Origin of the sequence: Cupriavidus malaysiensis, assembly GCF_001854325.1 — a bacterium.
Taxonomy (GTDB): Bacteria; Pseudomonadota; Gammaproteobacteria; order Burkholderiales; family Burkholderiaceae; genus Cupriavidus; species Cupriavidus malaysiensis.
Genome location: NZ_CP017754.1, coordinates 1919776 through 1944417, shown reverse-complemented (window position 1 = coordinate 1944417; position 24642 = coordinate 1919776). Strand labels below are relative to the sequence as shown.

At 63.3% G+C, this 24642-nt stretch carries 23 protein-coding genes; 6 read left to right on the top strand and 17 right to left on the bottom strand.

The genetic code is table 11. From position 1 onward, the window contains the following. Window positions 1–5 precede the first annotated feature (5 nt). Window positions 6–1451, bottom strand: a complete 1446-nt coding sequence (locus BKK80_RS08490) for an argonaute/piwi family protein (protein WP_071068901.1) — start codon at window positions 1449–1451, stop codon at window positions 6–8. Window positions 1452–1453: 2 nt separating this feature from the next. Beyond that, entirely contained in the window at window positions 1454–3181 is a 1728-nt protein-coding gene (locus BKK80_RS08485) for an SIR2 family protein (RefSeq protein ID WP_084545515.1), read from the bottom strand. Window positions 3182–3533: 352 nt separating this feature from the next. On the opposite strand from BKK80_RS08485, the gene BKK80_RS08480 reads away from it, so the two are divergent. The 5 genes from BKK80_RS08480 (at window position 3534) to BKK80_RS08460 (ending at window position 10768) form a co-directional block, all read left to right on the top strand. Continuing rightward, the gene (locus BKK80_RS08480) at window positions 3534–3983 is read left to right on the top strand and encodes a LexA family protein (protein WP_071068897.1); all 450 of its coding nucleotides are present in this window, start codon (window positions 3534–3536) and stop codon (window positions 3981–3983) included. A gap of 3 nt (window positions 3984–3986) precedes the next feature. Continuing rightward, entirely contained in the window at window positions 3987–5267 is a 1281-nt protein-coding gene (locus tag BKK80_RS08475; RefSeq protein WP_071068895.1) for a Y-family DNA polymerase, read from the top strand. 214 nt (window positions 5268–5481) lie between these two features. After that, window positions 5482–7008 (top strand): hypothetical protein, encoded by a 1527-nt coding sequence (locus BKK80_RS08470; RefSeq protein ID WP_071068893.1) that lies wholly within the window; start codon window positions 5482–5484, stop codon window positions 7006–7008. Between the two features lie 71 nt (window positions 7009–7079). Continuing rightward, the gene (locus BKK80_RS08465; protein ID WP_071068891.1) at window positions 7080–7754 is read left to right on the top strand and encodes a hypothetical protein; all 675 of its coding nucleotides are present in this window, start codon (window positions 7080–7082) and stop codon (window positions 7752–7754) included. A 176-nt stretch (window positions 7755–7930) separates the two neighbouring features. Continuing rightward, window positions 7931–10768, top strand: a complete 2838-nt coding sequence (locus tag BKK80_RS08460; protein WP_071068889.1) for a UvrD-helicase domain-containing protein — start codon at window positions 7931–7933, stop codon at window positions 10766–10768. A 136-nt stretch (window positions 10769–10904) separates the two neighbouring features. Here BKK80_RS08460 and BKK80_RS08455 read toward each other — a convergent pair whose 3' ends face one another. The 5 genes from BKK80_RS08455 to istA form a co-directional block, all read right to left on the bottom strand. After that, entirely contained in the window at window positions 10905–11186 is a 282-nt protein-coding gene (locus tag BKK80_RS08455; protein WP_071068887.1) for a hypothetical protein, read from the bottom strand. A 13-nt stretch (window positions 11187–11199) separates the two neighbouring features. Further along, window positions 11200–11622, bottom strand: coding sequence for a hypothetical protein (locus BKK80_RS08450; protein ID WP_071068885.1), 423 nt, complete (start codon window positions 11620–11622; stop codon window positions 11200–11202). Between the two features lie 120 nt (window positions 11623–11742). After that, window positions 11743–11919 carry a hypothetical protein gene (locus BKK80_RS36295; protein ID WP_157903175.1) on the bottom strand — a complete coding sequence of 59 codons (177 nt, stop codon included), beginning with the start codon at window positions 11917–11919 and terminating at the stop codon, window positions 11743–11745. Window positions 11920–12147: 228 nt separating this feature from the next. Continuing rightward, window positions 12148–12921: an IS21-like element ISBcen13 family helper ATPase IstB gene (istB, locus tag BKK80_RS08445; protein ID WP_006482411.1), complete on the bottom strand. Its 774-nt coding sequence runs from the start codon at window positions 12919–12921 to the stop codon at window positions 12148–12150. Next, window positions 12918–13946 (bottom strand): IS21-like element ISBcen13 family transposase, encoded by a 1029-nt coding sequence (gene istA, locus BKK80_RS08440; protein ID WP_071068883.1) that lies wholly within the window; start codon window positions 13944–13946, stop codon window positions 12918–12920. The genes istB and istA overlap by 4 nt, the downstream gene beginning before the upstream one ends. Window positions 13947–14127: 181 nt before the next feature. Here istA and BKK80_RS08435 point away from each other — a divergent pair, with 181 nt between their 5' ends. Continuing rightward, entirely contained in the window at window positions 14128–14484 is a 357-nt protein-coding gene (locus BKK80_RS08435; RefSeq protein WP_157903174.1) for a hypothetical protein, read from the top strand. Window positions 14485–14550: 66 nt separating this feature from the next. Here the strand turns inward: BKK80_RS08435 and BKK80_RS08430 are convergent, their stop codons facing one another. The 10 genes from BKK80_RS08430 to BKK80_RS08385 all read right to left on the bottom strand — a co-directional run bounded on the left by BKK80_RS08430 (window position 14551) and on the right by BKK80_RS08385 (window position 24544). Next, the gene (locus tag BKK80_RS08430; RefSeq protein ID WP_157903173.1) at window positions 14551–14805 is read right to left on the bottom strand and encodes a hypothetical protein; all 255 of its coding nucleotides are present in this window, start codon (window positions 14803–14805) and stop codon (window positions 14551–14553) included. 219 nt (window positions 14806–15024) lie between these two features. Beyond that, window positions 15025–16200, bottom strand: a complete 1176-nt coding sequence (locus BKK80_RS36290; protein ID WP_157903172.1) for a restriction endonuclease subunit S domain-containing protein — start codon at window positions 16198–16200, stop codon at window positions 15025–15027. Then, entirely contained in the window at window positions 16197–17819 is a 1623-nt protein-coding gene (locus BKK80_RS08420; RefSeq protein ID WP_071068879.1) for an HsdM family class I SAM-dependent methyltransferase, read from the bottom strand. Before BKK80_RS08420 ends, BKK80_RS36290 begins: the two co-directional genes overlap by 4 nt. A gap of 27 nt (window positions 17820–17846) precedes the next feature. Then, window positions 17847–19988 carry a DEAD/DEAH box helicase family protein gene (locus BKK80_RS08415; RefSeq protein WP_071068878.1) on the bottom strand — a complete coding sequence of 714 codons (2142 nt, stop codon included), beginning with the start codon at window positions 19986–19988 and terminating at the stop codon, window positions 17847–17849. A gap of 163 nt (window positions 19989–20151) precedes the next feature. After that, a complete protein-coding gene (locus BKK80_RS08410) occupies window positions 20152–20787 on the bottom strand; it encodes a uracil-DNA glycosylase (protein WP_071068877.1) in 636 nt (211 codons plus the stop codon). A gap of 9 nt (window positions 20788–20796) precedes the next feature. After that, on the bottom strand, window positions 20797–21342 hold the full coding sequence (locus BKK80_RS08405; protein ID WP_071068876.1) for a helix-turn-helix domain-containing protein: 546 nt from the start codon (window positions 21340–21342) through the stop codon (window positions 20797–20799). Window positions 21343–21473: 131 nt separating this feature from the next. Continuing rightward, window positions 21474–22025, bottom strand: a complete 552-nt coding sequence (locus BKK80_RS08400) for a hypothetical protein (protein ID WP_071068875.1) — start codon at window positions 22023–22025, stop codon at window positions 21474–21476. A gap of 124 nt (window positions 22026–22149) precedes the next feature. Continuing rightward, the gene (locus BKK80_RS08395) at window positions 22150–22731 is read right to left on the bottom strand and encodes a helix-turn-helix domain-containing protein (protein ID WP_071068874.1); all 582 of its coding nucleotides are present in this window, start codon (window positions 22729–22731) and stop codon (window positions 22150–22152) included. 81 nt (window positions 22732–22812) lie between these two features. After that, window positions 22813–23268, bottom strand: coding sequence for a hypothetical protein (locus BKK80_RS08390; protein WP_071068873.1), 456 nt, complete (start codon window positions 23266–23268; stop codon window positions 22813–22815). 91 nt (window positions 23269–23359) lie between these two features. Next, window positions 23360–24544, bottom strand: a complete 1185-nt coding sequence (locus tag BKK80_RS08385; protein WP_071068872.1) for a hypothetical protein — start codon at window positions 24542–24544, stop codon at window positions 23360–23362. Window positions 24545–24642: the final 98 nt, after the last annotated feature.

Here is a 24642-nt window from a genome sequence, read left to right as displayed (position 1 = left end):
AGCAGTCACATGAAGAGGCGATAGGGGTACGCATGCCCCGGAAGATCTGGCACATTCGCGATGGTACGTGCGAGCCGTTGCGAATAGCGAATGGTCACCGGAACCGGGTCGTACAACGCGTCGTTGTTCCAGTCCATTTTGGTCAGCGCGAGGGTTTCCAACGCAGCAACTTCCAGCGGACCGCTGCCCGCGTGACGGATGATGTTGAGCGGGCGCGGAATGCTCTTGCTTCCCTGGAAAAACAAGGCACCGCTGAGCGCTGCCGACGGGGCATTGCCCGATGCCCACAACAGCGCCGACCGGTCCGTTCGCGTGAGGACAGTTCCCCGCGGCACCGGCGCTCGATCAGGCACACTTTTGGGTCCGCCCTTCTTTCCCTGCTTCAGCCACACGCCACGCCATGTGGCGCTGCTGCCGATCTCGATGCACTCCACCTCTGGAACCGTCGACAGGCCGTCGAAAACGCCTTGGAGTTCTTCGTCCTTGAACGACGTCGTTTTGTGGACGACGAGACGTCGCGGCAGCCGTCCACCATTACGCCCAAGGTAGAGGCTCAGGCTACGTGCCATTACCGCCCGCATGTCGCTCCGACTGAGAAACGGGTTCCGTCTGGCTTCGCGCGGATCCGCCACCTGCTCCTTGGCCTCGAAAGCGACGAACTGCATGCCACCGCCGTCCGCGTCGAACACCTGCGAGCAGCACGTGACGAACTGCGCGGACTTGGGGTCCCCGCGCAACGCGTAGGCGAGACCGATATAGGCCGTGTCTTCTGGTACACCGACCATCGGCGCGAGTTTCCAGGGAATGCCGCCCGCCTTGGTGAAGAGCGCGATGGCCAGGCGCCAGGCCAACGACGCCTTGAGCCGGAATGTGAAAACGCGATCGTTGATGACCTGCGTTGGGATGGCGTACCGGGCTCCAAGGGCCTTCAACGCGTCGTGGGCGTCGAATCCGTTGGCCGTGAATGCCGTTGCCCACGCATCAGGGAGATGTACCAAGACGACATCAAACTGATCGTGCAACGCATCGAGACGCGCCATGGCTTCCGACATCGCCGAAAACAACCGCTCATGGGGCGCCCCAGTACGCGCCAGGGCCATGAGATCGTCGGGCCACTTAATGTGCACGTCCTTCGGCCCCGCGACGAGCGGAACGCGAAACAGGTTTTCAAATCCGGGGAACGACGGCACGTAGTTGCGCCGGTCGCTCGCCTCGTGACCTGATCGGATCGTGTCCACCAAGCCTTTGAGCTTCGGCCAACCTGATGCAGGGGCGATTGTCGCGACACGAAGCTTCGGGGTGTAGCCCTCGAACGTCTTGCCGTTGTAGGCACCGAAACGCAAAAGGCCGCGCAGCGGGTTCTCGTCGAGGTCTGTGTCTTCGCTGTTAAACGTGAGGGCCGGCTCGTCCAGCAAGGAAAACGATGGCGCCTTCGAAAGGTTGTAGTCCATGGTCACTGGTTCCTTTGGAAGTACGCATGCTCATGGCTCGGACGGCTCCACGCCGTGATGGGCGAAACCTTGAACACGGCGTCGATGCCTTCGTCCTGGGGAACGCCCGTCGTCAGCAGAACGCGGCTCCCATCGCCCGCCAGCGTATCGGCCCACGCGTCGATGATGGCCGACCAAACGTGGTTGTAGCGCTGAGCCCATCGCTCCCGCCGCCAGTCGATGGTGGGGTCGACGAAGCGCGGACGGTCAAGGCTAGTTTCGGTGTCTGGGCGATCCTGTGCGGGTTCGGGATAAGGGACGTCGACGAACGTGGCCGGCTCGAACGTCAACCACCAGCGATCGGCAGCCTGCTCCAGGTGAAGCTCTACCCCTTCCTGGAAGGGGTACCCCTGAGGCGTCTTCCCGTATAGCGCGCTCGAATACGCGTTCCGCAGTCTGGCCTGCCGGGCCAACCGCGTCTCGCGCGCTTGCGGCGTTTCCTTGTCCGAGTCACCTCGAACCATCACCGCATGACCACTGCGCCGCCAGCGCACCCTCAGCGGACGATTTCGGCAGACGGCTCGCGTCAAAGCGTCGTATAGCAGTCCGAGCGCCCAACTGTCGTCGGCGGGTGCCAGGTTGACCGTACCGTCGAGCCGCCCGCCCGCTGGTCCGAAGGCACGAGCCAGCTCTTCGTCATTCCCGAACGCGGCTATTTCCTTTCCTCTGCTGGCGACGATCGCCCACACGTCGGCGTCCCTCAGCATCTGACGAGCATCCGGCGTGGTCACGCTCCGCTCCAGCGTGATGCGCCTCGCCACCCTCGGCATCTCCAGCACTGGGATGGCCGAGCAACGAAGAATGGGGAAAGCGCTGTGCTCCTTGGTTGGCAACGGCACCGGTCTAACCACGCTGGGCGGAGCGAACGACCCGATGTGGGCGTCGAGCTGCTGCGGCCACGTCGAACCATCGGCAATGTCTGCCGCCAACTCGTCGAACGTCTGGCACTCGACGACCGTGACCCGCACGCCTTTGGCCGCCGCGGCCTCGAGAAAGGCCCGGACGTCCGGCAACAATCCGTCGGTCGATCGGGTTACCCAATGGATCCCCGCGGGGTACGGCGTGGGCTGGGCCAGGGCATCGTTCAGAGCATTCATCACGGAAGCGTCGCGCCCGCTGTAGCCGACCACGATCAGGCCATACCGACCGCAAGCACTTGTCAGGACCGTACGCATTTGCGCGTCCTGCTCACGCAGTTCGTCGGTGGTGTTCTTCAGGCTGACCGACTGATAGTCGCCGTGGATCTTCGCCAAGAGCGCGCGGCTCTCGCCGAGGGCGTGCATCGCACGTTCCGCGTTGTCGATCCCCGACACCGACAGGTTAGCGCGGTCATCGGGAGCCACGAGCTGGTCGGTCACCGTCGCCGCGGTTTCCACTAGGCTGTCGAAGTTGGTCGTGAACACGCAAGGGACGCGACCGGTGGTGATCAACCCTGCAAGCACCCGGTGCGCGTAGGACGGCGTGCCCTTTTGCACCGCCAGGCTGATGTAGTTTCGCCGGTCCTGCGGTGTTGGGTAGACCGCCTCAAATGCCGCGGCGTACTCCGTGGGATCGTTCGGCGGCGGGAGGACCGAGCGTGACGCAAGGAACGTGTCGATGCGTTGGATCCAGAGCGGATCGTCAGCATCAACCTCCTTGAGCTTGGCCCCGGACAGATCACAAAAAATCCGCTTTTTGAAGTCGGTGATCATCGCATAGCCGGTGGGGATTCCCGCAGCGGCTGAAGCACCCGCCCCCAAAAGCCATGCGTATTGCGTTGGGCGAAGGCAAAACATTCTGGCGAACTGCGACCCCGAAACCGTTTGAATGCTCAAAACCGCTCCCGTCTGTTGTCGTTTTGGGCGCCACCGCAGCGCACAGGATTCTCCCGCCCTCGCGCAACGGCACGCATTGCGGGGCTGCCAAGCCGTGTCGTCAGCCCCACCCTATGTCCGACGATTGTAATCAAAAGCCCCGGTGCCACAGGGATGTCGCGATCACGTCGACCTCCCCAACGGCAACCTCACCTGCTAGACTGTATATCCATACAGTATTTGCATCACCATGAACCACCCCGTCCCCCTCGCCGAGGACCCGGCCGCTCTTTTCATCGTCGAGGCGCTTTCGCGCGTGCCGGCGGGCTTCCCCAGCCCCGCCCAGGACCACGCCCAGCGTCGCATCGACCTGAACGACGTGCTGGTCCTCAACCCGCTGTCGACCTTCCTGTTCAACGTCGAGGGCGACAGCATGAGCGGGGCCGGGATCTGGGACGGGGACAAGCTGGTGGTGGACCGTTCGATCGAGCCGAAGCACGGCCTGATCGTGCTCGCGTGCGTCGATGGGGAGTTCACGGTCAAGCGCCTGTACCGCCGCGGGGGGATCGTGAAGCTGGTGGCGGCCAACCCGGCCTACGCGCCCATCGTGTTCTCCGACGCCCAGGAAATGACCGTATGGGGCGTGGTCACCTGGAACCTGCGCCAGGTGCTCGCCACCCGGGTACGCGTGCGGGCCTGAGCCATGCCGACCTTCGCCCTCGTCGACGGGAACAACTTCTACTGCTCGTGCGAGCGGGTGTTCCGCCCGGACCTGGTGGGGCGCCCGCTCATCGTCCTGTCGAACAACGATGGCTGTGCCGTGGCACGGTCCCAGGAGGCCAAGGACCTGGGCGTGAAAATGGGCGTGCCCTTCTTCCAGATCCGCCACCTGGTGCAGGAGGCCGGCCTGGTCGCGCTGAGCAGCAACTACGCCCTGTACGCCGACATGTCCGCCCGGATGATGGCCATCCTCGGCCAGTTCAGCCCGGTGCAGGAGGTCTACTCGATCGACGAGTGTTTCGTGGACCTCACCGGGATGGGCACCCTCGCCGGGAGCCTGACGGTCTACGGCCAACTGATGCGCGAGCGCGTGCTGCGCTGGATCGGGATTCCGACCTGCGTGGGCATCGCCCCGTCGAAGACCCTGGCGAAGATGGCCAACCACATCGCGAAGAAGAACGTCGGGCGCCCGTGGTCGGGGGTGTGCGACCTGACCGCGCTACCGGAGCGCGATCGCGACGAGTTGCTGGGCCTGGTCGAGGTCGGCGAGGTCTGGGGCGTCGGCCGCCGGTTGCGGGAGCGCCTGGTCGCCGACGGGATCGCCACCGCGCTGGACCTGAAACGGGCCAGCCCGTCGTTCGTCCGGTCCACCGTCTCGGTGGTGCTCGAACGCACGGTGCACGAGCTGAACGGGATCGCCTGCTACGGGTTCGAGGCCGAGGCCCAGCCGCAAAAGCAGATCATCTGCTCCCGGTCGTTCGGCCACCCGGTGCTGACCCAGGAGGACCTGTCGATCGCGGTGCGGGATTTCGCCGCCACCGCGGCCGAGCGCCTGCGACGCCAGGGGCTAAAGGCGGGCCAGGTCCACGTGTTCATCCAGACGTCCGCGTTTCGCAAAAAGGACAAGCAGTACAGCGCCGCGGTGGTGGTGCCGCTCGCCGTCCCGGTGGGCGACACCCTGCGCCTGGTGGAGGCCGCGCTGGCCGGCCTGGCCCGCCTGTACAAGCCGGGCTTCAAGTACGCCAAGGCGGGGGTGATGCTGCTGGACCTGACGGACCGAACGGTGGAGCAAGCCGACCTGTTCGCCGGGCCCGCGCCACGACGCGAGCGCCTGATGGCCGCGCTGGACGCCGTGAACGATCGCTTCGGACGCGGGACCCTGCGGGTGGGGAACGTCGAGGGTCACCAGGCTTGGCACATGAGCCAGAACGCGAAAACGCCCAGCTACACGACCGAGTGGGAGGGGCTTCCGACGGCACGGTGAACCGATGCCGGCGTTGCGTGCGCGAGCACCTTTGAGCGGTGCGGATGGGCGCATTTTTCCTGCTATAGTGTGCCCAGGCTGTCGTCGCCTGCCGCACGCGCCCTCCGGGGCATGACGAAGACGATGTTCCACCGCACCCACCCCATTCCATAGTCCTTGTTTTCGATGGGCGGTCCGCAAAGCGTGCACCGGATTTACCGCCCTGGAGAAAGCAATGGATACGCAGCAGTTGAAGCTGCTGGCCGGGCTCGTCCGCGGCCTTTTGCAGCCCACGCACCCCTCCCTTGGTCATGGCCAGGCGCTCGACCTGATCGCAGCGCTGCCCGGGCTTCGTAACTGGCCCGAGGTGATGGCGTTCCCCGAGCGCGTCGCCGCCGCCGAGCTGGACACCACCTCAACCGGCCGCCTGGCGTTCCGCCTGAAGAAGCGCTTCGCGGTCGACATGTCGCCGCAGGAGTTGCTTGTCGCGCTGTCGCCGCCCGGTGCGGTCGTCGCCCGCGGGGCCCCGCAGATCTGGCCGTCGGGTCCCGTTCCCGGCGTCTATATCGCGACCTCCCAGAAGGCGATCGACGCCCTATTGGAGGTGTACGAGGACGCCACCGACGGCGCGCTGCTCTACGCCGAACGCGCCGGCAACGGATGGTCCAGCGCCATCGACCTGGGCGAATACGGCCTCTGGTCGTCCGGCCTGGATCGTGTGCCCAGCGGTACGTTGCTGGTGGTCGGCCCTCTCGAACTCGACCAGCAATCCTGGGATGGAACTGCGAGCCGTCTTGAAACCGCTTGCCGGTACGCGCTGGACTCGGGGCATCGTGTCGCGGTACTGCTCGACACCCCGACGCCCGAGATGCTCCACGAGGACGTTCGGCTCATGGTCACGTCCAGGGACGGGCACGTGGACGAAGAAACGGCACTGATCGGCGTCGTCACCGACGAGGGCGAGTTGCAAGCGCGCGTGCCGTTCTCCGGAGCATGGCCCACGATAGAACCGGTCACGCCGGCGGGAACCGCCGACGCTTTGCCGACGCCGCTCGTTGGACCTTTGCGTGATGCGCTCGCCGAACGTACGAACGGCTTGTTGCTGTTCGGGTCCGCCGTCATCGCCGAACATTCCGCGATGGACCTCGTGGCGGCCTCATTGGCGCTGACCGAGCACGCCGGTCCGGCCGCCCGCATCATGGCGCGCCACCGCTCGACGCCATCGAAGGACTGGGACGTGCCAGAAGCGATCCGGCAACTGCCCTTCTTGCCGTCGATCGAGAGCGCCTACGCCCAGGGCTATCGCCGCTTGATCTACCATCCCAGCTACACCGAACCCGAACTGTTGTTGAAGTACAGCGAGGACGCGCTGCTGATTTGCGGCACGTATGGCGCCGACGTTATGAACGTGTTCATGAGCACCATGCGCGCGGGTGGCGGGACGGACATGGAGGCGGACCTGCTGGCCCGCATCATCGCCATTGCAGCCACCACACCCCTCCCGTCCAAGGATGGGAACAAGGTGGTCGCCGATTTGTACGTGGCTACCAGCGCGCCGATCGACAACGTGGCCACGTTCGAGCAGATCGAACAGTTCCTGAACGACAAACTCCTCACACGGTGGAAGGATGGGCTGGCCAGTCTCCTCGACGCGGGCATCGTCGCGCCCGCCGAGGCGAAGAAGGCTTTCCCACGAAGCGAGGGCATCAAGGCTTTCGTTGACGAATACGTCAAGAAAAAGAAGGCGCGCGCAACCGCGTAAGCGGACACGGCACCCGGTGCTGTCAAGGTGCCGGGCGCAACGTTTCGAACTCATGCAATCGGGGGACCGCCATGGACGTGGCCTGGTTTCTGAACCAACGCCTGGATTTCATCCGGCAGCTTTACGCCCGCTCGTCGGCGCCCTTCGTCGAACGCCGGACCAAGATCGAGAACGAGGAAGAGCCCTTTGTACCGCCGTACTCGGAGGACCCGGAACCCGCGTTCATGGTCGAATGGCAGGAGGCCAACGATTCGATCGACGTCCTGGGCCATGCGTGCCTGTGCATGCTGGCGTCGGCGTTGCAGGCGTACCTGCAAACGCGCGTCAGGCTCCACTGCGAAGAGCTGAGCCCCGAGGACCGCAAACGCGTGTTCAGGAAGGGCTGGGTGCGGGGCTACGACACGATCTTTACCGAGGCGTTCAAGATCCCGTTCGCCGACGGCCCGGTGCCCATCGCCGTCCTGGAAGACATCGTGCTGACGCGCAACAGCATCCAGCACGACCTGGAGATCACCACCAACCGGCCCAAGCACGCCGACCGGAAACCGGGCGCCGCGCGCTCGGTGTTCCTGGACGCCCGCGAGGTGGAGCTGCTCGATCGCCTGGACCCGGACGCGCAGACCTGGTTGGCACCGCCCATGGTGCACGTCAGCCAGGCCTCCCTCGAAGCCACGATCAACACCGTGGAGCGCTTCGTCGCCGGGCTGGACGCGGCCATTGAGGAGAGGCTGTACGGTCCGGGTTGACACCTGCCAGGAACCGAAAAACCCAACCTTCGATGCTGTGGCCACGAGCGATGTAGATGCTCATTGCATGACCATGGCGTCCGTCGCCCGCCTGCAAAGCAGCGTCAGGCTATCATGGCGCGACCGGGTCTCTGGCATGACCGAGACCGGTTTCCGGGGTTATTGCAGGGTAGACGATGAAAAAAGAATGGGCTCCCTCCACGTGGGGCCGAAAACTGACACGATCGCCGGACTGGCGCCTCTTCCTTGAAGGCTTGAAACTGTCGTTGACGGTGGATGGAAAAACGCACGCCGTCAACATCGACGACGCTGGCGCGTACCGGGTGAATCCGGGCGTGTTCTGGACCGACGTCACGCTCCACCCAGGCCCCTCGCGGGTCGTGAAGGTGGACGGGTTGCCCAACGCCCGAGGGACCGATTTGACCAGTGCTGTGGAAGCTGCGCTGGTCGAGAAGCAAATCCGCGAGGACGTGGCGTTCCTACGTGACGCTCATCAAACCGTGCTCGATTGGCTGGACCACAAGGCCCAGCAAGAGCAGACTGCAGAAGCCGGTCGGCGATGGATCACGCACGAGGTCCAGGCGGCCATTGAAGCGGCCCGACCATCCATCGACGTGAAGGCCATTCGTGCGCGCATGACGAAGGCCAACGTGAACGCCAGGCTCGGCCAGGAAGCTGCCGAGATGGAGCGTTCCCTCGTCCAATGGGAAACCGACCATCGCCCCTACTGGGCCGCCCTCAACGCGGCCCATACGAAGCGCGAGTTGACGGCGTGCAAGGACCTGTTCGACCGGGTGGAGCGCAAGCCTCTGACCGAGGAGCAAGCGCGGGCCGTGATCTGCTTCGACAACCGCGTGCAGGTCGTTGCGTCGGCCGGCTCGGGTAAGACGTCCACCATGGTGGCAAAAGCCGCCTATGCGATCGACCGGGGCTTCGTCGCACCGAAGCGGATCGTCATGCTGGCCTTCAACAAGCAGGCCGCCGTCGAACTGGCGGAGCGTGCCGCCAAATCGTTCGAGCGGCTGGGCATGGACGACGTCGCGGTGGAAGCCTCAACCTTCCACGCCCTGGGCCTTCACATCATCGGCAAGGCCACGAAGGAAAAGCCCGACGTCCCGGATTGGGCCACCGACGCCGCCGGCGGCATCAGCAAGCTGACCGAGATCGTCGATCAGCTCAAGGACCGCTCCGCCACCTTCCGAACGCAATGGGACCTCTTCCGGTTCGTGTTTGGCAAGGATCTGCCGACGTTCGGATCGAACGGCACACCGGACGTCTGGGACGAGCAAGGCAACGGTCGAACCCTCACCGCCGACGGGAAGCGCGTGCGCAGCCAAGAAGAGGCCACCCTCTCCAACTGGCTCTTTTACAACGGCGTGGATTACCTCTACGAGGAGCGGTACAAGTTCAAGACCGCCGACGAGGATTATCGCCAATACCGCCCGGACTTCTTCTACCCGGGCATTGATCTGTACCACGAGCACTTCGCCCTGGACGCCAACGGCAAGGCCCCGCCACACTTTGGCGACTACCTCGCCGGCGTCGAGTGGAAACGCACGTTGCATCGGGAACGCGGCACGGCGCTGATCGAAACAACGTCGCACCAGGTACGCACCGGCGACGTGTTCAAGCACCTCGCCAACGAGCTGACCCGCCGGGGCGTCGAACTCGACCCCAACCCGGATCGCGAGATTCCCTCGGGCGGTCAGAAGCCCATGGAACCCGCGGAACTGGTGACGTTGGTGAGAACGTTCATCAGCCACGCCAAAAGCAACTGCTTGAACGCGGCGGCGCTGCGCCAACGCCTGGACGCCCTGCCGGACGATGCGTTCAAGTACCGGCACCGCCTCTTCCTCGACATCGCCGAGCCCATCATCAAAGCGTGGGACGCCGCGTTGGCGGCCGAGGACGGCATCGACTTCGAGGACATGCTCAACCTGGCGGCCGAGTATCTGGAAAGTGGTCGTTACGAGGCGCCCTACGAGCTGGTCATGGCCGACGAGTTCCAGGACGCCTCCCGGGCTCGGGCCCGCTTGTGCCGCGCCTTGGTTCAGAAGCCCGGGCGATACCTGTTCGCCGTGGGCGACGACTGGCAGTCCATCAACCGTTTCGCCGGCGCGGACGTGTCGGTGATGACCGGCTTCCGGGAATGGTTCGGCCACGGGCAGGTGCTCAAGCTCGAACAGACGTTCCGCTGCCCCCAGGCGCTGTGCGACGTGTCCAGCCGGTTCGTGTCGAAGAACCCAACGCAGATCAGCAAACGCGTGACGTCGGTCACCCCGCCCATCGGACCCATGCTGCAAGCGTTCCAAGTGGACAACAAGGAAAAGCTGGCCGACGCCATCGCCCAGTTCGTGATGAAACTGGCCCATGGGGTCCAAGACGGCAGCATCCCACCTGGGCGAGACGGGAAAGTGTCGGTCTTCGTGCTTGGGCGCTACAACGCCGATCGGCAGTACGTCCCGGCCAACAAGGCCCGCTTCGAGCGCTGGGTGGACGTGTCGTTCCTCACCGTCCACCGATCGAAGGGAAGCGAAGCCGACTACGTGATCTTGCCGGAAATGCTGAGCGTGCTGCGCGGGCGTAGCTTCCCGAACACGCGCGCCGACGACCCGGTACTGGCGTTGGCCATGCCCGCCGGGGACAACTACCCTAACGGGGAAGAGCGTCGCCTGTTCTACGTGGCCCTGACCAGGGCACGGCGCAGCGTGGCCATGTTCACGGCACGCGGTCAGTGCTCCAGCTTTTTGAGGGAACTTGTGCAGGACGGCGCGGTGTCGATCACCGACACCGACGGCCAGGTCGTTCAGGAGGAGGAATGCCCCTCGTGCAAACGAGGGGTTCTGGTCTTGCGCACCGGCCCCTACGGGGAGTTTCGTTCCTGTTCCAACTTCCCCGCCTGCAAGTACAAGCCCAGGAAGCGGGGAAACGCGCCAGTGCCTGCGACCACCCACGGAGCGCGGGCCAGCCAGACCAACCGCCGACCCACGGCCTCGTCCACCTCGCGGCGCTGACCGCCACCGTCCGCGCCCCTTCGGGTGCCCTGCGCGGGCCTGACCGGACACCGATTGGACGCGGGTGGCCCACCACACACAAACCCCACCGGGACGGTGGGGCATCGGGCTGTCGCCGGTGATCGCAAGCGATCGGTCAGTGCATCTGCGCGAGCTCCACGAGGCGCGCACCCGCTGCCTCGCACGCGTCCTGCAGCTCGCCGAGGCTGTGCAGCACGCCGTTCGGTTCGTCGTACAGGACGGTGGTGTTGCCGTCGAGCACCAGACGCCCGTCGCGGATGCCTGCCATCAGCGCACGGCTGTATGCCGTGTCCACCTCCGGCCCGAACGCTCCGCGCTGCACCGTCCAGAGCAGGTCGTCCAGGAGCCGCGCCGGCACGTGCAGGTTTTCAGCGCGGACGGTCTCACGGGCGTTCATCGGGTCGTCTCGATCAGCGCCGGCCGAAGCTGACCGTCGAGCGCGTCAGGCCCGCCTTGCGACGCGGACCGAACACCGCCACGCGCCCCGTCGGGGATGCCGCCGCTGCCGCACCCGGTGCCTTGCCCGGGCCTTTTCGGTACGCGTCGTTCGCCTCGACGCCTACCTCGACCGCCTTGCCCAGCAGGTGGCAGTGGGCCAGCAGTCCGACAACGTGGCTGAACAGCATCACCGCGAAGAAGTCCAGGACGGTCGACTCCGCCTGCTCCGGGGCCGGCTGGGCGGGTTGTGCCGCTCGCACGGGCGCCGGGTCCTCCACCGCCGCGCTGAGCATGCCGGGCGGCAGGTAGGAACGCTTCCCGAAGGTGACCACCCGGGACACCGGACGGTTCAGCAAGCCTCGGGTGGGGTGCAGGACAAAGTCCTGGGTGTTCATGGGGTCGCTCAAGGTCTCCTCCGCGGGCGATCGTTGCAGGTCCTACTTCCAACCTAGCAGGGCCCCAGCAGAACGCAATCCGTGCCTTGGCACACGCCCAAGCACGGGTTCACGAGGGGATCAGTCCGCGTACGTCCCATACGACGGCGGGCTGGGCACGCGGTCCCGATCGTCCAGGATGGGCCAGTTGCGCATCACGTCCGGGAGGACGAAACGCTCGAAGGACGTCGGGGCCGGTTTCGCCGCCTCGGCCGTCGTGATCAGCTTCTCCATCGTTTTGCCGAACCGCTGCTCCATCGTGGTGTACCTCCTGGTGTGGGTTGATCGGACGCGGGACCTGCGATCGCCGCGCACGTCCAGATCTAGCAGCTTCCATCGACCCGTCAACCTACATACGGATCGCCCATGAACGGCCCATAAGACGGGCCCTGGCACGGCTTGTACTTGACGTTGAGCCGCTGTCAAACGCATTTGAAATCTGAGCCACTTCGCGCCTGATCGCGCAAAGTAAAACTGAGCCAGTCGTTACTTCTTCGATGACGAGACGTGACCGGCTTGACGTTGCTGTCTCAGTCTGTAGCTGTCTCCTTTGATCTGGATGATGTGGGCATGGTGCAGGATGCGGTCGAGCATCGCTGCAGTCAGTGTGGTGTTGCCACCGAAGGTCTCGTCCCACTGCGCAAACGGCAGGTTGCTGGTCAGGATCATTGAACCGCGCTCGTAGCGTTTGGCGACGATCTGGAAGAAGTGGCTGGCCTGATCTCCCGAGAGTGGCAGATAGCCAATCTCGTCGACGATGAGCAACCTCGGGCCGAGAATGTTGTGTCGAAGTACGGCGTCGTATCGCTCCTGTCGGCGTGCGGCCTCGAGCTGCAACATTAGATCCGCCGCCGTAATGAACTTCGTCTTGATGCCGGCCTGCGTTGCAGCGTATCCGATCGCTATCGCGAGATGCGTCTTGCCCACGCCTGACGGGCCAAGCAACACGGCGTTCTCGCCCCGTTCGATGAAGCGCAGGGTGGCGAGCTCGTCGATCGTCTTGCGCGGGGCCCCGACGGCGAAGCTGTAGTCGTAGTCATCCAGTGTCTTGAGAGCGGGGAACCCCGCCATGCGCACCAGTGTTTGCCGCGAACGAACTTGCCGCGTCTCTCGTTCGTGCGCGAGCGCGTTCTCGAGGAAATCGAGGAAACTCCATTGTTTGGCCGCCGCGTCGCTGGCCAGAGCGACGTATCGGTGCATGAGCCCCTCGAGCTTCAAACTCTGGCAGTGCCCGTCGATGCGTTCCTGCTGCAAGTTCATGCGCGCACCTCGGTCAGTAATTGCTGGTAGACGGACAACGGGTGCTGGATCGACATTGCTGGATCAACGCGTGGCCGAGCGACGGCACGAGCCGGCAATCGGGGCACCGCGTAACCCGGCATATCGCGCAAGCAAGCCCGTTCGCGTTGCTCCAACAGAATCGCGGGTGCCAGCCCTGTAACCGGATGCACTCGCTGGTTAGCCACGTCGCGCAGCCATTTACTCACCTCGACGTTCGCAGTCACGGCATCGAGCATCAAGCCGGATTGCTTGAGCTGGCTCGCCAGCGGCACATAGAAATTGCCACGCAGGTAGCGGTGGAATCGCTCGACCTTGCCTTTGGTTTGCGCGCGGTACGGTTGGCACAGTCTGGGTAGGAAGCCGTACCGCTTGGCCAGATCGAGCATGCCGGCGTGCCAGCGGTGTTGACCGTCGCCATATGCATCGCGCTCGACAACGATAGTCTTGGCGTTGTCGTAAAGGATCTCGCGAGGAACGCCACCCAAGGCTTCGAACAGCGCATGATGACAGGCGACCAGCGTCTCGGCGCGTTCATCGGTGGTGAAGCGTGCCCAGCGCCACCGACTAAACCCGAGCGTGGCGGTGAAGGCGTAAAGCGGGTCGGTGCCTCGGCGGAAGACCACGAAATCGCACTGCATCTGCCGGCCAGGCTCGGTCTCGAACCTCACGACCGGGTCTGGCTTGGGCACGGACTTATGCGCGTTCATGAAAGCCTGCAGGCTTCGCAGTTGGCCCTCGTAGCCGCGCGCACGCAGCTCGCGCAGCAGCGCCGGCGCAGCGATGATCTCGGGTGCTGCGGCGCTCATGCGATCGAGGATGTACGCCTCGAACGCTCCGAGCTTGGTTGGCCGCGGTTCACGCGGCTTGTAGCGCGGCACGTCCTCGGCCGACAGGTACCGCGCCACCGTGTTGCGAGAAATACCCAGGCGCCGCGCGATCTCGCGCTCCGATACGCCTTGGGCTTTGAGCACATGGATTTGCATCCACTGTTCCTTCTGGAGCATCGCCAGCCTTTGCGCGCAAAAGGCTGACTGTACTGAAAGGTGGCTCAGATTTACTTCGCGCGAAGTGGCTCATTATTACTTTGCGCCCAACACCGCACCGTCTTAAGCTGTGAGTAACGCACCCGCGGGTGCCCACAACAGGGGGAGGTCCATCGTGTTTTTCTTTTTCTGGTTCCCGCCGATGAAGCTGCTCCCCCGTGAGGAGCGGATCCGGCGTTTCAAGATCCTGGGGGTCGTCCTGGCCGTCACGGCCGTGTGCGTGGGCGGGGTGGTAGCGCTGAACTCGCTGCTGCCGAAGCCCGCGCCCGCCAACGTGGTGGTCGAGCCCCCGGCACCGGTGCCCCTCCCGACCCCGCCGCAGGTGGTGCCCCAGGCTCAGCTCGACGCCACGCGCGAGAAGGTCCTCACCGGTGCCGACCAGATGGCCACCGAGGTCGAACGCAAGGCCCCGGGGACCATCCAGGCCCAGCAGGCCCGCAGCCTGGCCGACTTCCTCGCCTCGCATTGCGGAAAGCCCGGCGGGTGCCTGAAGAAGTAAGCCGCGATCGCCCCATGTGAAAACGCCCGGTCATGCCGGGCGTTTTGCTTGCTGGGTGCGGTTCCGTCAGGACCCGTCGCTGTCCGGTGGGATCGACGCCGGGGTGATGCACTGCCGGCGCGAGACCATGTGCCCGTTCACCTCCTGGTTGATCTGTCGGCAATGGGCCAGTGGGGGCTGACCGTTGCGCGAGCGCACCTTCGGGACGTACAGCTCGGGGCTGATGTTCGTGGTGTTGATCGGTTGCTCCGCCCAGCTCAACGGGCTGGCCAACATGCCAACCGCGAGCAGCGCAGCGGGGAGAAAACGAGCGGTGAGCATGGGCGGCCTCATGGGGTGTGTCCTGCAGTACGTACCGTAGACCATGCGCGTCCTGAAGACCAGCGCAGCGTTGCGATTCCGCCCGTGGTGTAGCTGCGCGGTCGAACCGCTGCGGCGATCGACGATCAAACTCGAAAGATCGCCATCGGTTCGGCTCGCTTCGGAGCCTGACCAGGCCGAAGGGCACGCGTTCCACAATGCCAGCCACCCGCTTCGCCCCTAGTACGGAAAGGCCGCTGCCATTAGTGCATCAAAGGTCTGCTGCGCTTTTTCCAGCGCGGCAGCGCGCTGACTTTGAATCGACCTGATCGTTGTCGCACGTTCGCCGAACACTCTCTGCTCGTCGTACGGCGCCACCGGCAAACTCAGTTCGAAAAGGCGCCCCTGAGAAATGTTCCGCATTGATGAACTTGTACCCGTGGAGATCCGACTCAGTTCTTGACGTACGTAGCGCGATTGGAACAGGGCGTGCATATACGCGGGCTCCGCCGGCTCGGACCACACGATACGCCAGAGTTTGTCGGGCAGCAGCGTTTGCCCGTTCGTGCTCTCGACAAGAGCCGTGGCGCCTACGAGTTGCTCTGTGTTTGCGCGCGAGAAAAGCATGTCGCCGACACGCACCAGGTGTGCGTCGGGAGGCTGGTATCCATCCGGTGTTGGTTTGCTTTCCTCTTCCAGGTAGCGCCCCGAAGTGACCGCGCTCACCTTCAAGATACGGAACGGTGACCCGTTCTCAGATCCCGCCAGAAGATTCTTCCCGCCCTCGAACTTTTCGACGAAATCCGATACCTGCCGCAACGGCCAGCCCTTCGGGTTTGTCGCCGGATCTCCGTACATTTCGACGAACATGACAGGAAGAAGCTCCGCTGTTTTTGCAGACGCCTCGGTGCACAATCTGACGATGCTTTCGGCCGCAGCCAGCGCCTCCACCACATCCCTCTGCTTCTCGGGAGAGACCATCGGTATCTCTTGATCCAATACCTGCCCATCCGTGACTGCTGGATACAGGGCCCCAGCAACAAGGCGCGACAGGTTTTCAACAAATCCGTGAGAACGAGTGAAGTAGTACAGATATTGCGGCAGGACCTGACCGTTTGCGCGAAGCACGCAGAAACCTGTACTCGCCACCTGCCCGCCCAATCGTTCTGGGACGAGAGCAACCGCGTTCAAGTTTGGTCTGACCGTTGAGACCAGAACGTCGTTGGCCTGGATTAGGCGTCGCGCTCGGCTGGGTGCGTCCGCACCCAACAGTGTCTTCGCTCTTTCGATGGTCTTGCTTTCGTTGTTGATCGCAGCAACGTCCACATATTCGAAGCTCTCGGCCGGCTGGCGCGTGGGATTCCTCGTCCCTGTATCCTGGGACACGACATCGCGTATTCTCACCATGCTGCTCATTGTTCGCCGTTCCGCACTATCAACCTCAACGCTTCAACCTCTTCCACGATTTCCCGTTCGAGCGCCGCCAACTCGTCGAGGAGTTCTATGGAACTACGGTGTTCGACCATCGATTGGCTTCGAGGACGATATTGACCGGCTGAAAGCCGTAGGCTGTTGCCGCGAATCGCTGCCTCGTCGGCAAACCACCATTTCTCCGTCCATTCAGTGCTGGCGTCTCGCCGCTGCCATGCGGCGAGCCTTTCTTCGCGATCACGAAAACCTTGCACAACTGCAGGCAAATCGTCGGCCTCGATAGGCAAATCGTGATTCGCGTCCCTTTTGTAGCCGTCGTTGTCCGCGTGCAGGAACAGGACATTGCTTGTCCGCCCGCCTTTCCGGAAAAACAGGACGGACGTCTTAACGACCGAATAAGGCTGAAAGACCCCACCCGGGAGGGACAAGACCGCTTCAACCTGGTTGTTCTCAAGCAGTTGTCGTCTCAGTTCGAGATGTGCTCCGGTGGTGCCAAACAGCACACCCTCTGGGACGATAACGCCACATCTGCCGCCTGGACGAAGGCTATCGATCATGTATTTGAGGAACAGCAGTTCTGTGGCTGTGCTGTTCCCGACCTTGACATCCTCGACAACCCGGTCTTTGTCGATCCGGCCCGCAAACGGGGGATTGGCGAGAATCACGTGGTAGCCATCCACCGGCAGGCCAAGCGTTTCCTTCTGCTCCCGCTCAATGGTGGTGGTCAGCACGTTGCGCAGGCGAACTCGAACGTTCGGCAGCCCACGCAAAATCAGGTTCATCGTCGCCAAGTGAACCATTTTCGGGTCTACGTCGTTCCCGAAGAACGTCGCGTTTTGCAGGGCCGTGTTCTGGGCGATCGAGAGCCGGTCGCCAGCGCCCCGCCGTTGGTCCTTGCCGTCCACCTCGACCGTCTCGACCGCGTTGGGCGACGAGTTCGCCACGCGAATATGGTTGTATGCCGCGACCAAGAAGCCAGCGGTGCCAGCCGCGGGATCGTAGACCGTCTCGCCGATCTTCGGATCAACGATCTCCGTGATAGCGCGGATGATGTGTCGTGGCGTGCGGAACTGTCCGAGTTCGCCTGCCTGCTTGATCTGACGAAGGACGTGTTCGAAGAGGTCGCCTTTCGTGTCGGCGTCTGCCGCATCGAGCCGCAGCCCATCGACCAGGTTTACGACCTGCGTGAGCACGGTGGGATCCGTGATGTTCAGTCGCGCGCCGTCCATGAAGTTGTGCGCAGCACTTTCACCCATCTCGGCAAAAAACGGGAAAACTTCGTCACGGACGAACCGCACCAGTGCCTCGCCAGACATCGCCTTGGCCCACACCGACCATTTGAACCGATCACGAGGAATGGTGTTCTTTCCCTGGTCGGCGTTGAGCGGGTTCTTCACCGCCCAGTCACCGACGAAAATGCTTTGGTACGGATGTTTCAGCACCCGCGCCTTCATGGTGTTCTCGGCGTCGATACCTTCGATCAGGTAGAAGAAGAAGAGGAAAGACAGTTGTTCAGCGTTCGACACTGGATCGGGATAGCCGCCTCCAAAGAGGTAATCACGAATCTGGTCGATTGACCGCCGCATGTTCGGCGTTAATGGCATAGGTGCTACCTTGCGTATTTATGAATGTTAGTGCGCGACCGGCTGATCTGCTGGCGCGTCGGGGGCGCCCGAATCGTCGATCGGGAAAAGCGCGGCGTTAAGTGAACCGATCAGACTCTGTACGGCCTCACTCGAACCGAAGACGCGCTCGGCCTCTTTCAGGCCACCCATCTGCGAAAAGGTGTGGAAGTAGGCGAAGTGCTCGGGAAACAACTCCGTCAAATCGTCGGCGTTTGCGCGAATCTGCGCGCCGAGGATACGCAGCCAGCGATCTTGCTCCGGGCTCACGGTCTGCTGCAACCGCCAGGCTTCGAACCGTGCGCCCAGTTCTTCGGCGCGCTGAGCAGACGCCTCGGGGAACTGCATGTTCCCGTCCTCGTCCATGGTGATCCATTCGCGCGTGGTCGGGTCGATGTGGTCGTCCACGTCGAGTGACAGCAGGCGTGTCGGTTCGTACTTCTTTGTTCGAGGGGTCTTCGACACCACGATGCCGCCCTCTCCGACCGGATCCTCGTCACCGTGGTAGGCCACGACGCCAACGAAGTCGAAGATGGTGAAAACTGGTTTGTTTTTGGCTTTGCGAGTGCCACGGCCGCGCATCTGCTGGTACAGGATGGCGGAGCGCGTGAAACGCGCAAACACCAGGTTCACGACGTCCGGGCAATCGAAACCCGTGTCGAGCATGTTGACCGACACGAGGATCTGAGGAAACTGCTCCTTCTTGAACCGCTTGATCTTCGCCATCGCGTCAACGGTATCGTCCGGCCCGGCGCCTGACACCACGTAGTCGGCGTAGCGCACGTCCGGCGACGGCTTCTTGTCGGCGAACTCGGTGTCGAACAGATTGGCCAGCGTCTCGGCGTGCTTCTTGTTGACCGCGAAAACGATGGTCTTGCCGATCAGCGGCATCCGGAGCACGCCCTTTTGGTCCGTGAACCCGTTCTGCAACACGTCTCGGAACTCTCGGACGATGGCACGGTTGCGCTCCGGGATGGTGAACTTTCGCTCGAGCGCGGCCGGGTCGATTACGATCGGATCCCGGTTGGCAAACAGTTGCTCGAACTCAGCGGACGTCTCGTCGTCCATGGCCGACCAATCGAGGTCTTTGCGGTAGACTTCGAACCCGCCTTCCGCCGCCGTCTTGACGGTCTGCGCTGCGTACACTTGATATGGAACGAGCCAGCCTTCCGAAATGGCGTCTTTAAGCTTGTACGAAAAGGTCGGCTCATCGACCTCGAAGAATCGCAGTGTGTCGCGCACGAACTGCTTGTCGTCCGCGTCCGCCTGCGCATCGTCCAGGTTGGCGACGCAGGGCGTCGCGGTCAGTCCGATCTGCACCCCGTCGAAGTATTTGAGAACCCCGGACCATTGGCCGTAGATCGAGCGGTGGCACTCGTCCGATATGATCAGGTCGAAGTAGCCGGAAGAGTATTCCGAATAGATGTTGACCATGCTCTGCAACGTGGTCACGGTGATCCGCTTCTCGTCCTGGAACCGACGTCCTGCGCGCAGCACGTAGGCCGGGTAGTCGGGCAAATGCTCGGCGAAAGCATCCTCGGTCTGCTTCGCGAGCGGGATACGGTCCACCAAGAACAGCACACGGGTCACAGCGTTGGCCTCGAAAAGCCGTTTGATCAATGCTGCGGCCGTGCGCGTCTTGCCCGTGCCGGTGGCCATCTCCACCAGCAACTTGCGCCTGCCCTGCTGCATTTCCTTGCAGAGCTTGTCGATGCCCTTGGTCTGGTATTCCCGCTCGACTATCTTCAGGTCGATCGGCACAGACAGCAGGTCCTTACGGACCGTCAGACTTGCGAACCGGCGTTCAAGGTCGTCCTGCTTGAAGAACGTTTTGACCGGATGTGGGTGGGCTTGAGCCCGCCACTCCCAAAACAGAAGCTCGGCGCCGTTGGTCAAAAAGACGTACGGGACGTTCAGATGCTCGGCATAGCGCTTGGCCTGCTCCGCCGCGTCCGCCGGGTTCGTCGTGAAGCGCTTGGCTTCGATCACTGCCAGCGATCGCCCATGCCGGTCGCATAGAACGTAGTCGGCACGCGTGCCGTCCGGCATCACCACTTCATACCGCACCTGAGTCGGGTCGGTGGTCTTCCAACCCTGGTCCGCGAGAAGCGCGTCGATCAACACCCGGGAAAAAGCTTCGTTTGTAGTCATGTCCTTGAGCCGTTGGGACTTTTGCCTATTTTAAGGGGACGCGTAACCGGGCGGAAAGATTTTTGCCCGGGATCGACGATCTTCGAAACCCTTCTAGACGAGCAGAGCATCGTGGCGGGCCAGACCAGCAAAAGAGCCCAGTGACCGTCGTCTACTGGTTCGGTTACGCTAGGCCCAGCCGCGCCGCCAGCCCCGCCACCCGCCACTGCTCCGGTATGGCCTTCCACTGATCGGGGTTGAAGCGGTACACCTGCCGCCCCGGGTGCGCCGACGTGCAGATCCGCAGGTCCGGCCGGAGCGCCTGCAGCATGGGGAGCGCGCGACGGGCCTGGCCACCGACCAGCACCACGGTGCGGATCGACGGGAGCAACGGAAGCAGGTTGCGCAGCTCCTCGATCCCGCGACGGACCTCCGCCGACGTGAACTTGATCGACTTGTCCCACCACGGGATCACGTTCCAGAGGACCGCGCGCTTGCGCGGGATGCCCGCCTCCTCCATGAACCGGAACACGGCCTCGGCCGTGGGGTCGTCGTTGTTCCGGGAAATGAACCCGGAACCCTGCTTTTTGCCGTTGGGCGAGGTCATGGGCCCGGGCTTTTCGAGCAGGAACAGCATGTCCGCCTGCACGCCGCCGTCCAGGGGATCGAAGTCCTGAAACTCCCAGGTCGGGTGCTGCGCCCGCAGGCCCTCGACGTACAGCGCCAGCGGGGCGATGTGGGGCTCCGCGAGCATGGCCCGGCGCTGAGCGATCGCCTGGGGGTGGCGCAAGGTACGCGGGGCGTCGATCTGATCAGCCATGTCCGACGTTCAGAAGTTGAAACCAGGTTTCGGCGGGCCGATGAACGGGCGATTGCGTTCCTCGTCGAGCTGCGTCGCACGGAAGCCCTCGTCGACCGCGAACTCGAAGACCGCCGCCAGACCGTACCACCCTTTGGCGTAGCCGTTGTCGAAGAACCTGGGCGTGTCGAGGATGGTCCGCCCCACCCACGCGCTGGCAAGCCAGAACCGGTAGCCAGGCGAGGCCCAATACTTCGGTGCGAGGTCCATCAGCGCATCGGCATTGCCGATGTCCGACAGCAGGACGGACCAACCCCGCTGCTCCATGGCCCAGCGGTACTTCTCCGCCGTCGAAATGACCTCGGACGGCAAGGCATCGAGGGGACGGCACACCCGTAGCAACGTGTCGAGGTCGAGCTTGGTCTTACCTGCCTCAACCTTCTCCCAGAAGGACGACGGCTTGTTGCAATGGTCGGAGAGCACCGCCTGGTGGATGCCTTGGGCCACGCGCAGCTCGCGCAGCACCACGGTGATAATGCTCTGGAAGGATGTGATTTTGGTCTCGTCGATGATCATGGTGCGGCGTGGCGGTGGAACGGTTCCGCACGATTCTACGAGCAAAGAGTGAACACCCCCAGCCCCACCACGCCTCGGTACGAAAAACGGCCGCCTAAGCGACCGTTGGCCCGACAGCCTAGTGGGTGGGCTTACTCGTCGTCCACCGGCGCCTGGTCCGTGCTCGGCAGGTAGATCACGGACCGGCGCACCCACCCCTTATCGAGGAACGCGTCCAGCCACGGCCGGTCCGGGTTGCGGGGCACGCCCTGGCCCGTGGACTGCTGCCACCAGAAGAAGTTGAGCTTCACCAAATCGTCGTAGGTCTTCATGACCTTGCGGCGGGCCCGCTTGTCGATCGCCACGATGTCGTCGTTGGCCTCGACCTCGAGCGTCATCGGCCCGTTCTTGTAGAACCCGCTGATGGTGATGATCCCGGTGTTGCCGTCGATGGTGAACGGCACGCCCTTGCGGTTCATTTCCTTGATCAGGGCCGGCATGAACCGCATGAACCCCTTGTTCTCGTCGTGCGTCGGGGCCAGCGGCTTGCTCAGGTCCACGTCGTCGCCGACCGGGATCACCACCGGGACCTTGCCGCCCATCGCGCCGGTGCCCAGCGCGTCCGCGGTGAACTCCAGCGCCGGTTCCGCCTGGTCTTCCGGGTCGGTGAAACGGTCCTCGTAAGTGTTGCCCAACTGCTCCATGTGGTTCCCCTCCTGTCGATGTGAAGGCCCTGCGGGTGCCGGGCCGGTCGGATCAAGCTCTCGTACTTCCATGCACTTTGCAAGTTTCTACGGTCGGTCAAGCCGTGCCAGGGCACGGTCACGGTCAAACGTTCGTGGCAGCCCCATGCCCCTGGACAGGATCCTGCGCCGCGTAGGCGTCCAGCTCGACCACCGCGAATCGCCGTTGCCCCCGAGGGTTGATGTTCGGGTGCAGGCGCCCCCGGAGCACGAGCTGGGACACGCGCTGCCGCGTCAAGCCGAGCTTCGCGCAGGCCTGGGCCGTCGACACGTAGCCAGCCGGATCCATCCGGGCCACCATCGCGTCGATGGCGTCGGGGTGGAAATACCGCGCCCGCGGCGCCCGCAACGCCAGCGTCAGTTCGCCGCGCGCCTGGATGGTCCGCAGGGTCGCGTACGACACACCCGCCCGGGCCGCGGCCTCGCGTTCGGTCAGCAGCGTGCCGCTGCGGATGTGGTCGAGCTGGGCCCGGATCTTGGCCAGGCCGGCCCGGGTCACGTAGTTGTAGCCACGTGGGCCACGGGTGCGCTCAACCCCGTAGCGGCGGCAGAGGCGGTCCACCGCGTAGATGCTGCAGCCCAGGTAGGCCGCCGCTTCGGAGCGCACCATCGTGCCCGGCGGGGAGGTCCGGGGGGCCTGCGTTCGGGCGGGTTGAGCGATGGTCATGGTGGCGGGTTCTCCTGTGCGAGTGGTGGCGGCACCGCTCTCGCGGTGCTCCAACCATTACTAGCGGGTTCCGCGGGCCCGTCAAGTCGCGGTGATCGCCTCGACCATCGCGCTCTGCCCTTCCAGGCGGCGCAGCAGTCGCTTGCTCCGACGCATGAGGTCCAGCTCCCGCAGGTGGGCGGACCAGGCGCGGTACTCGTTGAACGTGGTGATGTTGGCCAGCGTCGCCGACGGTTGCGGCGCCACCGGGTCGACCGGTTCTCCGGTGGTCGAGCGCTGGACGCGCATGAACGGCTGGAACGTGACCGGCGAGCCGTTCATGCTGTGCCAATGCACCTCGTTGTGGCCGCCCAAGCCGAACGGGTCGAGGACCCTCTGCACCTGCTCCACGGTGGGGCCGTCGCTCCAGGTGACGTGGATCCCGCACCGCCCGGTGGGGCTCGGCGACGCGTCGATGGTGTGGCGGGGGAAGGATTCGCGCAACGCTCGACGGACGAGCCGAAGGGTGGCGTCCAGTTTGATCAGGCGGGTATTCATGGGGATCTCGCGTGGGGAGTGCGAGATCCCAACTTAGTGAGAAAATGCGTGATGTCAAGCCGTCATCTGTCGTTGTAACGCACGCGACGTACTAGACCTCGTCCTCATGTTCCCTTTCCTCCCCCTTGCCGTTCACAGCCAATGTGCCCTTATGTGCCGTGCCCTGAACCTCATCGGGAAGTTGCTCGTAAAGCTGCTTACCCGTAAGAACCGTCAGAATGACTTCCATCCGGCCACTTGATCGATCCACACTTACTAAGTTAAACCTAAGATCGTCTCCAGGCCACCCACCGGTCGGTGTCGGCGGTTGGCCAGGTCCAGAAATACCGATCAGCAGCCGAAGGTATTCACGCATCTCCTGTGCCGTAGCTCCGGTTGGAAGCCTTTCGTCACCCTCCGTCAGATCTGGCGGGGGGCCAAACACCATCTTTTCGAACGGGAGCGTGTCGATGGCTTGAATCTGTGTGTGACGGAGTCGCTGCTTAATGTGATAGAACAGGTTGCCGCGTCCCTTCAACGCTTCCTCGAGCAAATCAAAGCGTTCCAAGATTAAGTTAGCAAGTTCAACTTTCTTCGACTTCACCCTCTGTCGTAGAAAGGCCTGTTTCAGTGTGTCCTTCCCCCACCGCGTACTTCCGAACACTTCCCATTTGTCAGAAACATTGGATTCCAGATCACTTAAAAACCCGTTGACACGACTATTCGTGTCAACCAGATTCTGGATTTTCTCCTTGGATTTTGGATCATCCAACACTTCTTTGAGGCTCAGATAGACCCAGTCCAGATACGGATGAGCGCCAAGCCACAGTTGGATTCGACTGTTCGGCACTTTTTCGATCTTCTTTGCGTTCTTTTTCGCTTTTGAAGTGGGATCAATGTCCGTCGCGAAGACTCCGAAATGGCATTTATCTGCTATCTCGCGAAACCGTGCCGTCTTGTCGTCTGGCTCTGTGAGAAAGTTCGCCACGCGCTCGAACATGCTTTTCCCACGCTCATCGGAGTGTCCACTTCGCTCCGCCTTGAACTCCATCAAAAAGTACCGCCCCTTGTTGGAGGCCAGCATATCGCCCAGCGCCGATTCAGCCCGATCGTCAAGTTTATAGGCACCCGCCGGCCCACTCTCCCAAAGCGTCCCGAAATCCTGCTTGCTAGCCGAGCGTAGTTGGACCTCCTCACGCAACCAGTAGGACCATTGCAGGTCTCTGAAAGCTAGGATAACCGTGTCCTCCCAGATCGCGCCCTCGCCAGTCGAAGACTTAACGCTTTGGTCAGTCATGTATTTCTTTCCTTCTTATGGTGCCGGTTATCGGAGTGTGCCAGCGGTCCAGGCCCGCGGGCAAGCTGGTCAGACGGTCGTCGGTCATGGGGTGATCC

Coding starts and splice junctions, on each gene's coding strand:
- BKK80_RS08490 (WP_071068901.1), bottom strand. CDS start 1,451: ATGGACTACAACCTTTCGAAGGCGCCATCGTTTTCCTTGCTGGACGAG.
- BKK80_RS08485 (WP_084545515.1), bottom strand. CDS start 3,181: ATGATCACCGACTTCAAAAAGCGGATTTTTTGTGATCTGTCCGGGGCC.
- BKK80_RS08480 (WP_071068897.1), top strand. CDS start 3,534: ATGAACCACCCCGTCCCCCTCGCCGAGGACCCGGCCGCTCTTTTCATC.
- BKK80_RS08475 (WP_071068895.1), top strand. CDS start 3,987: ATGCCGACCTTCGCCCTCGTCGACGGGAACAACTTCTACTGCTCGTGC.
- BKK80_RS08470 (WP_071068893.1), top strand. CDS start 5,482: ATGGATACGCAGCAGTTGAAGCTGCTGGCCGGGCTCGTCCGCGGCCTT.
- BKK80_RS08465 (WP_071068891.1), top strand. CDS start 7,080: ATGGACGTGGCCTGGTTTCTGAACCAACGCCTGGATTTCATCCGGCAG.
- BKK80_RS08460 (WP_071068889.1), top strand. CDS start 7,931: ATGAAAAAAGAATGGGCTCCCTCCACGTGGGGCCGAAAACTGACACGA.
- BKK80_RS08455 (WP_071068887.1), bottom strand. CDS start 11,186: ATGAACGCCCGTGAGACCGTCCGCGCTGAAAACCTGCACGTGCCGGCG.
- BKK80_RS08450 (WP_071068885.1), bottom strand. CDS start 11,622: ATGAACACCCAGGACTTTGTCCTGCACCCCACCCGAGGCTTGCTGAAC.
- BKK80_RS36295 (WP_157903175.1), bottom strand. CDS start 11,919: ATGGAGCAGCGGTTCGGCAAAACGATGGAGAAGCTGATCACGACGGCC.
- istB (WP_006482411.1), bottom strand. CDS start 12,921: ATGAACTTGCAGCAGGAACGCATCGACGGGCACTGCCAGAGTTTGAAG.
- istA (WP_071068883.1), bottom strand. CDS start 13,946: ATGCTCCAGAAGGAACAGTGGATGCAAATCCATGTGCTCAAAGCCCAA.
- BKK80_RS08435 (WP_157903174.1), top strand. CDS start 14,128: ATGAAGCTGCTCCCCCGTGAGGAGCGGATCCGGCGTTTCAAGATCCTG.
- BKK80_RS08430 (WP_157903173.1), bottom strand. CDS start 14,805: ATGCTCACCGCTCGTTTTCTCCCCGCTGCGCTGCTCGCGGTTGGCATG.
- BKK80_RS36290 (WP_157903172.1), bottom strand. CDS start 16,200: ATGAGCAGCATGGTGAGAATACGCGATGTCGTGTCCCAGGATACAGGG.
- BKK80_RS08420 (WP_071068879.1), bottom strand. CDS start 17,819: ATGCCATTAACGCCGAACATGCGGCGGTCAATCGACCAGATTCGTGAT.
- BKK80_RS08415 (WP_071068878.1), bottom strand. CDS start 19,988: ATGACTACAAACGAAGCTTTTTCCCGGGTGTTGATCGACGCGCTTCTC.
- BKK80_RS08410 (WP_071068877.1), bottom strand. CDS start 20,787: ATGGCTGATCAGATCGACGCCCCGCGTACCTTGCGCCACCCCCAGGCG.
- BKK80_RS08405 (WP_071068876.1), bottom strand. CDS start 21,342: ATGATCATCGACGAGACCAAAATCACATCCTTCCAGAGCATTATCACC.
- BKK80_RS08400 (WP_071068875.1), bottom strand. CDS start 22,025: ATGGAGCAGTTGGGCAACACTTACGAGGACCGTTTCACCGACCCGGAA.
- BKK80_RS08395 (WP_071068874.1), bottom strand. CDS start 22,731: ATGACCATCGCTCAACCCGCCCGAACGCAGGCCCCCCGGACCTCCCCG.
- BKK80_RS08390 (WP_071068873.1), bottom strand. CDS start 23,268: ATGAATACCCGCCTGATCAAACTGGACGCCACCCTTCGGCTCGTCCGT.
- BKK80_RS08385 (WP_071068872.1), bottom strand. CDS start 24,544: ATGACTGACCAAAGCGTTAAGTCTTCGACTGGCGAGGGCGCGATCTGG.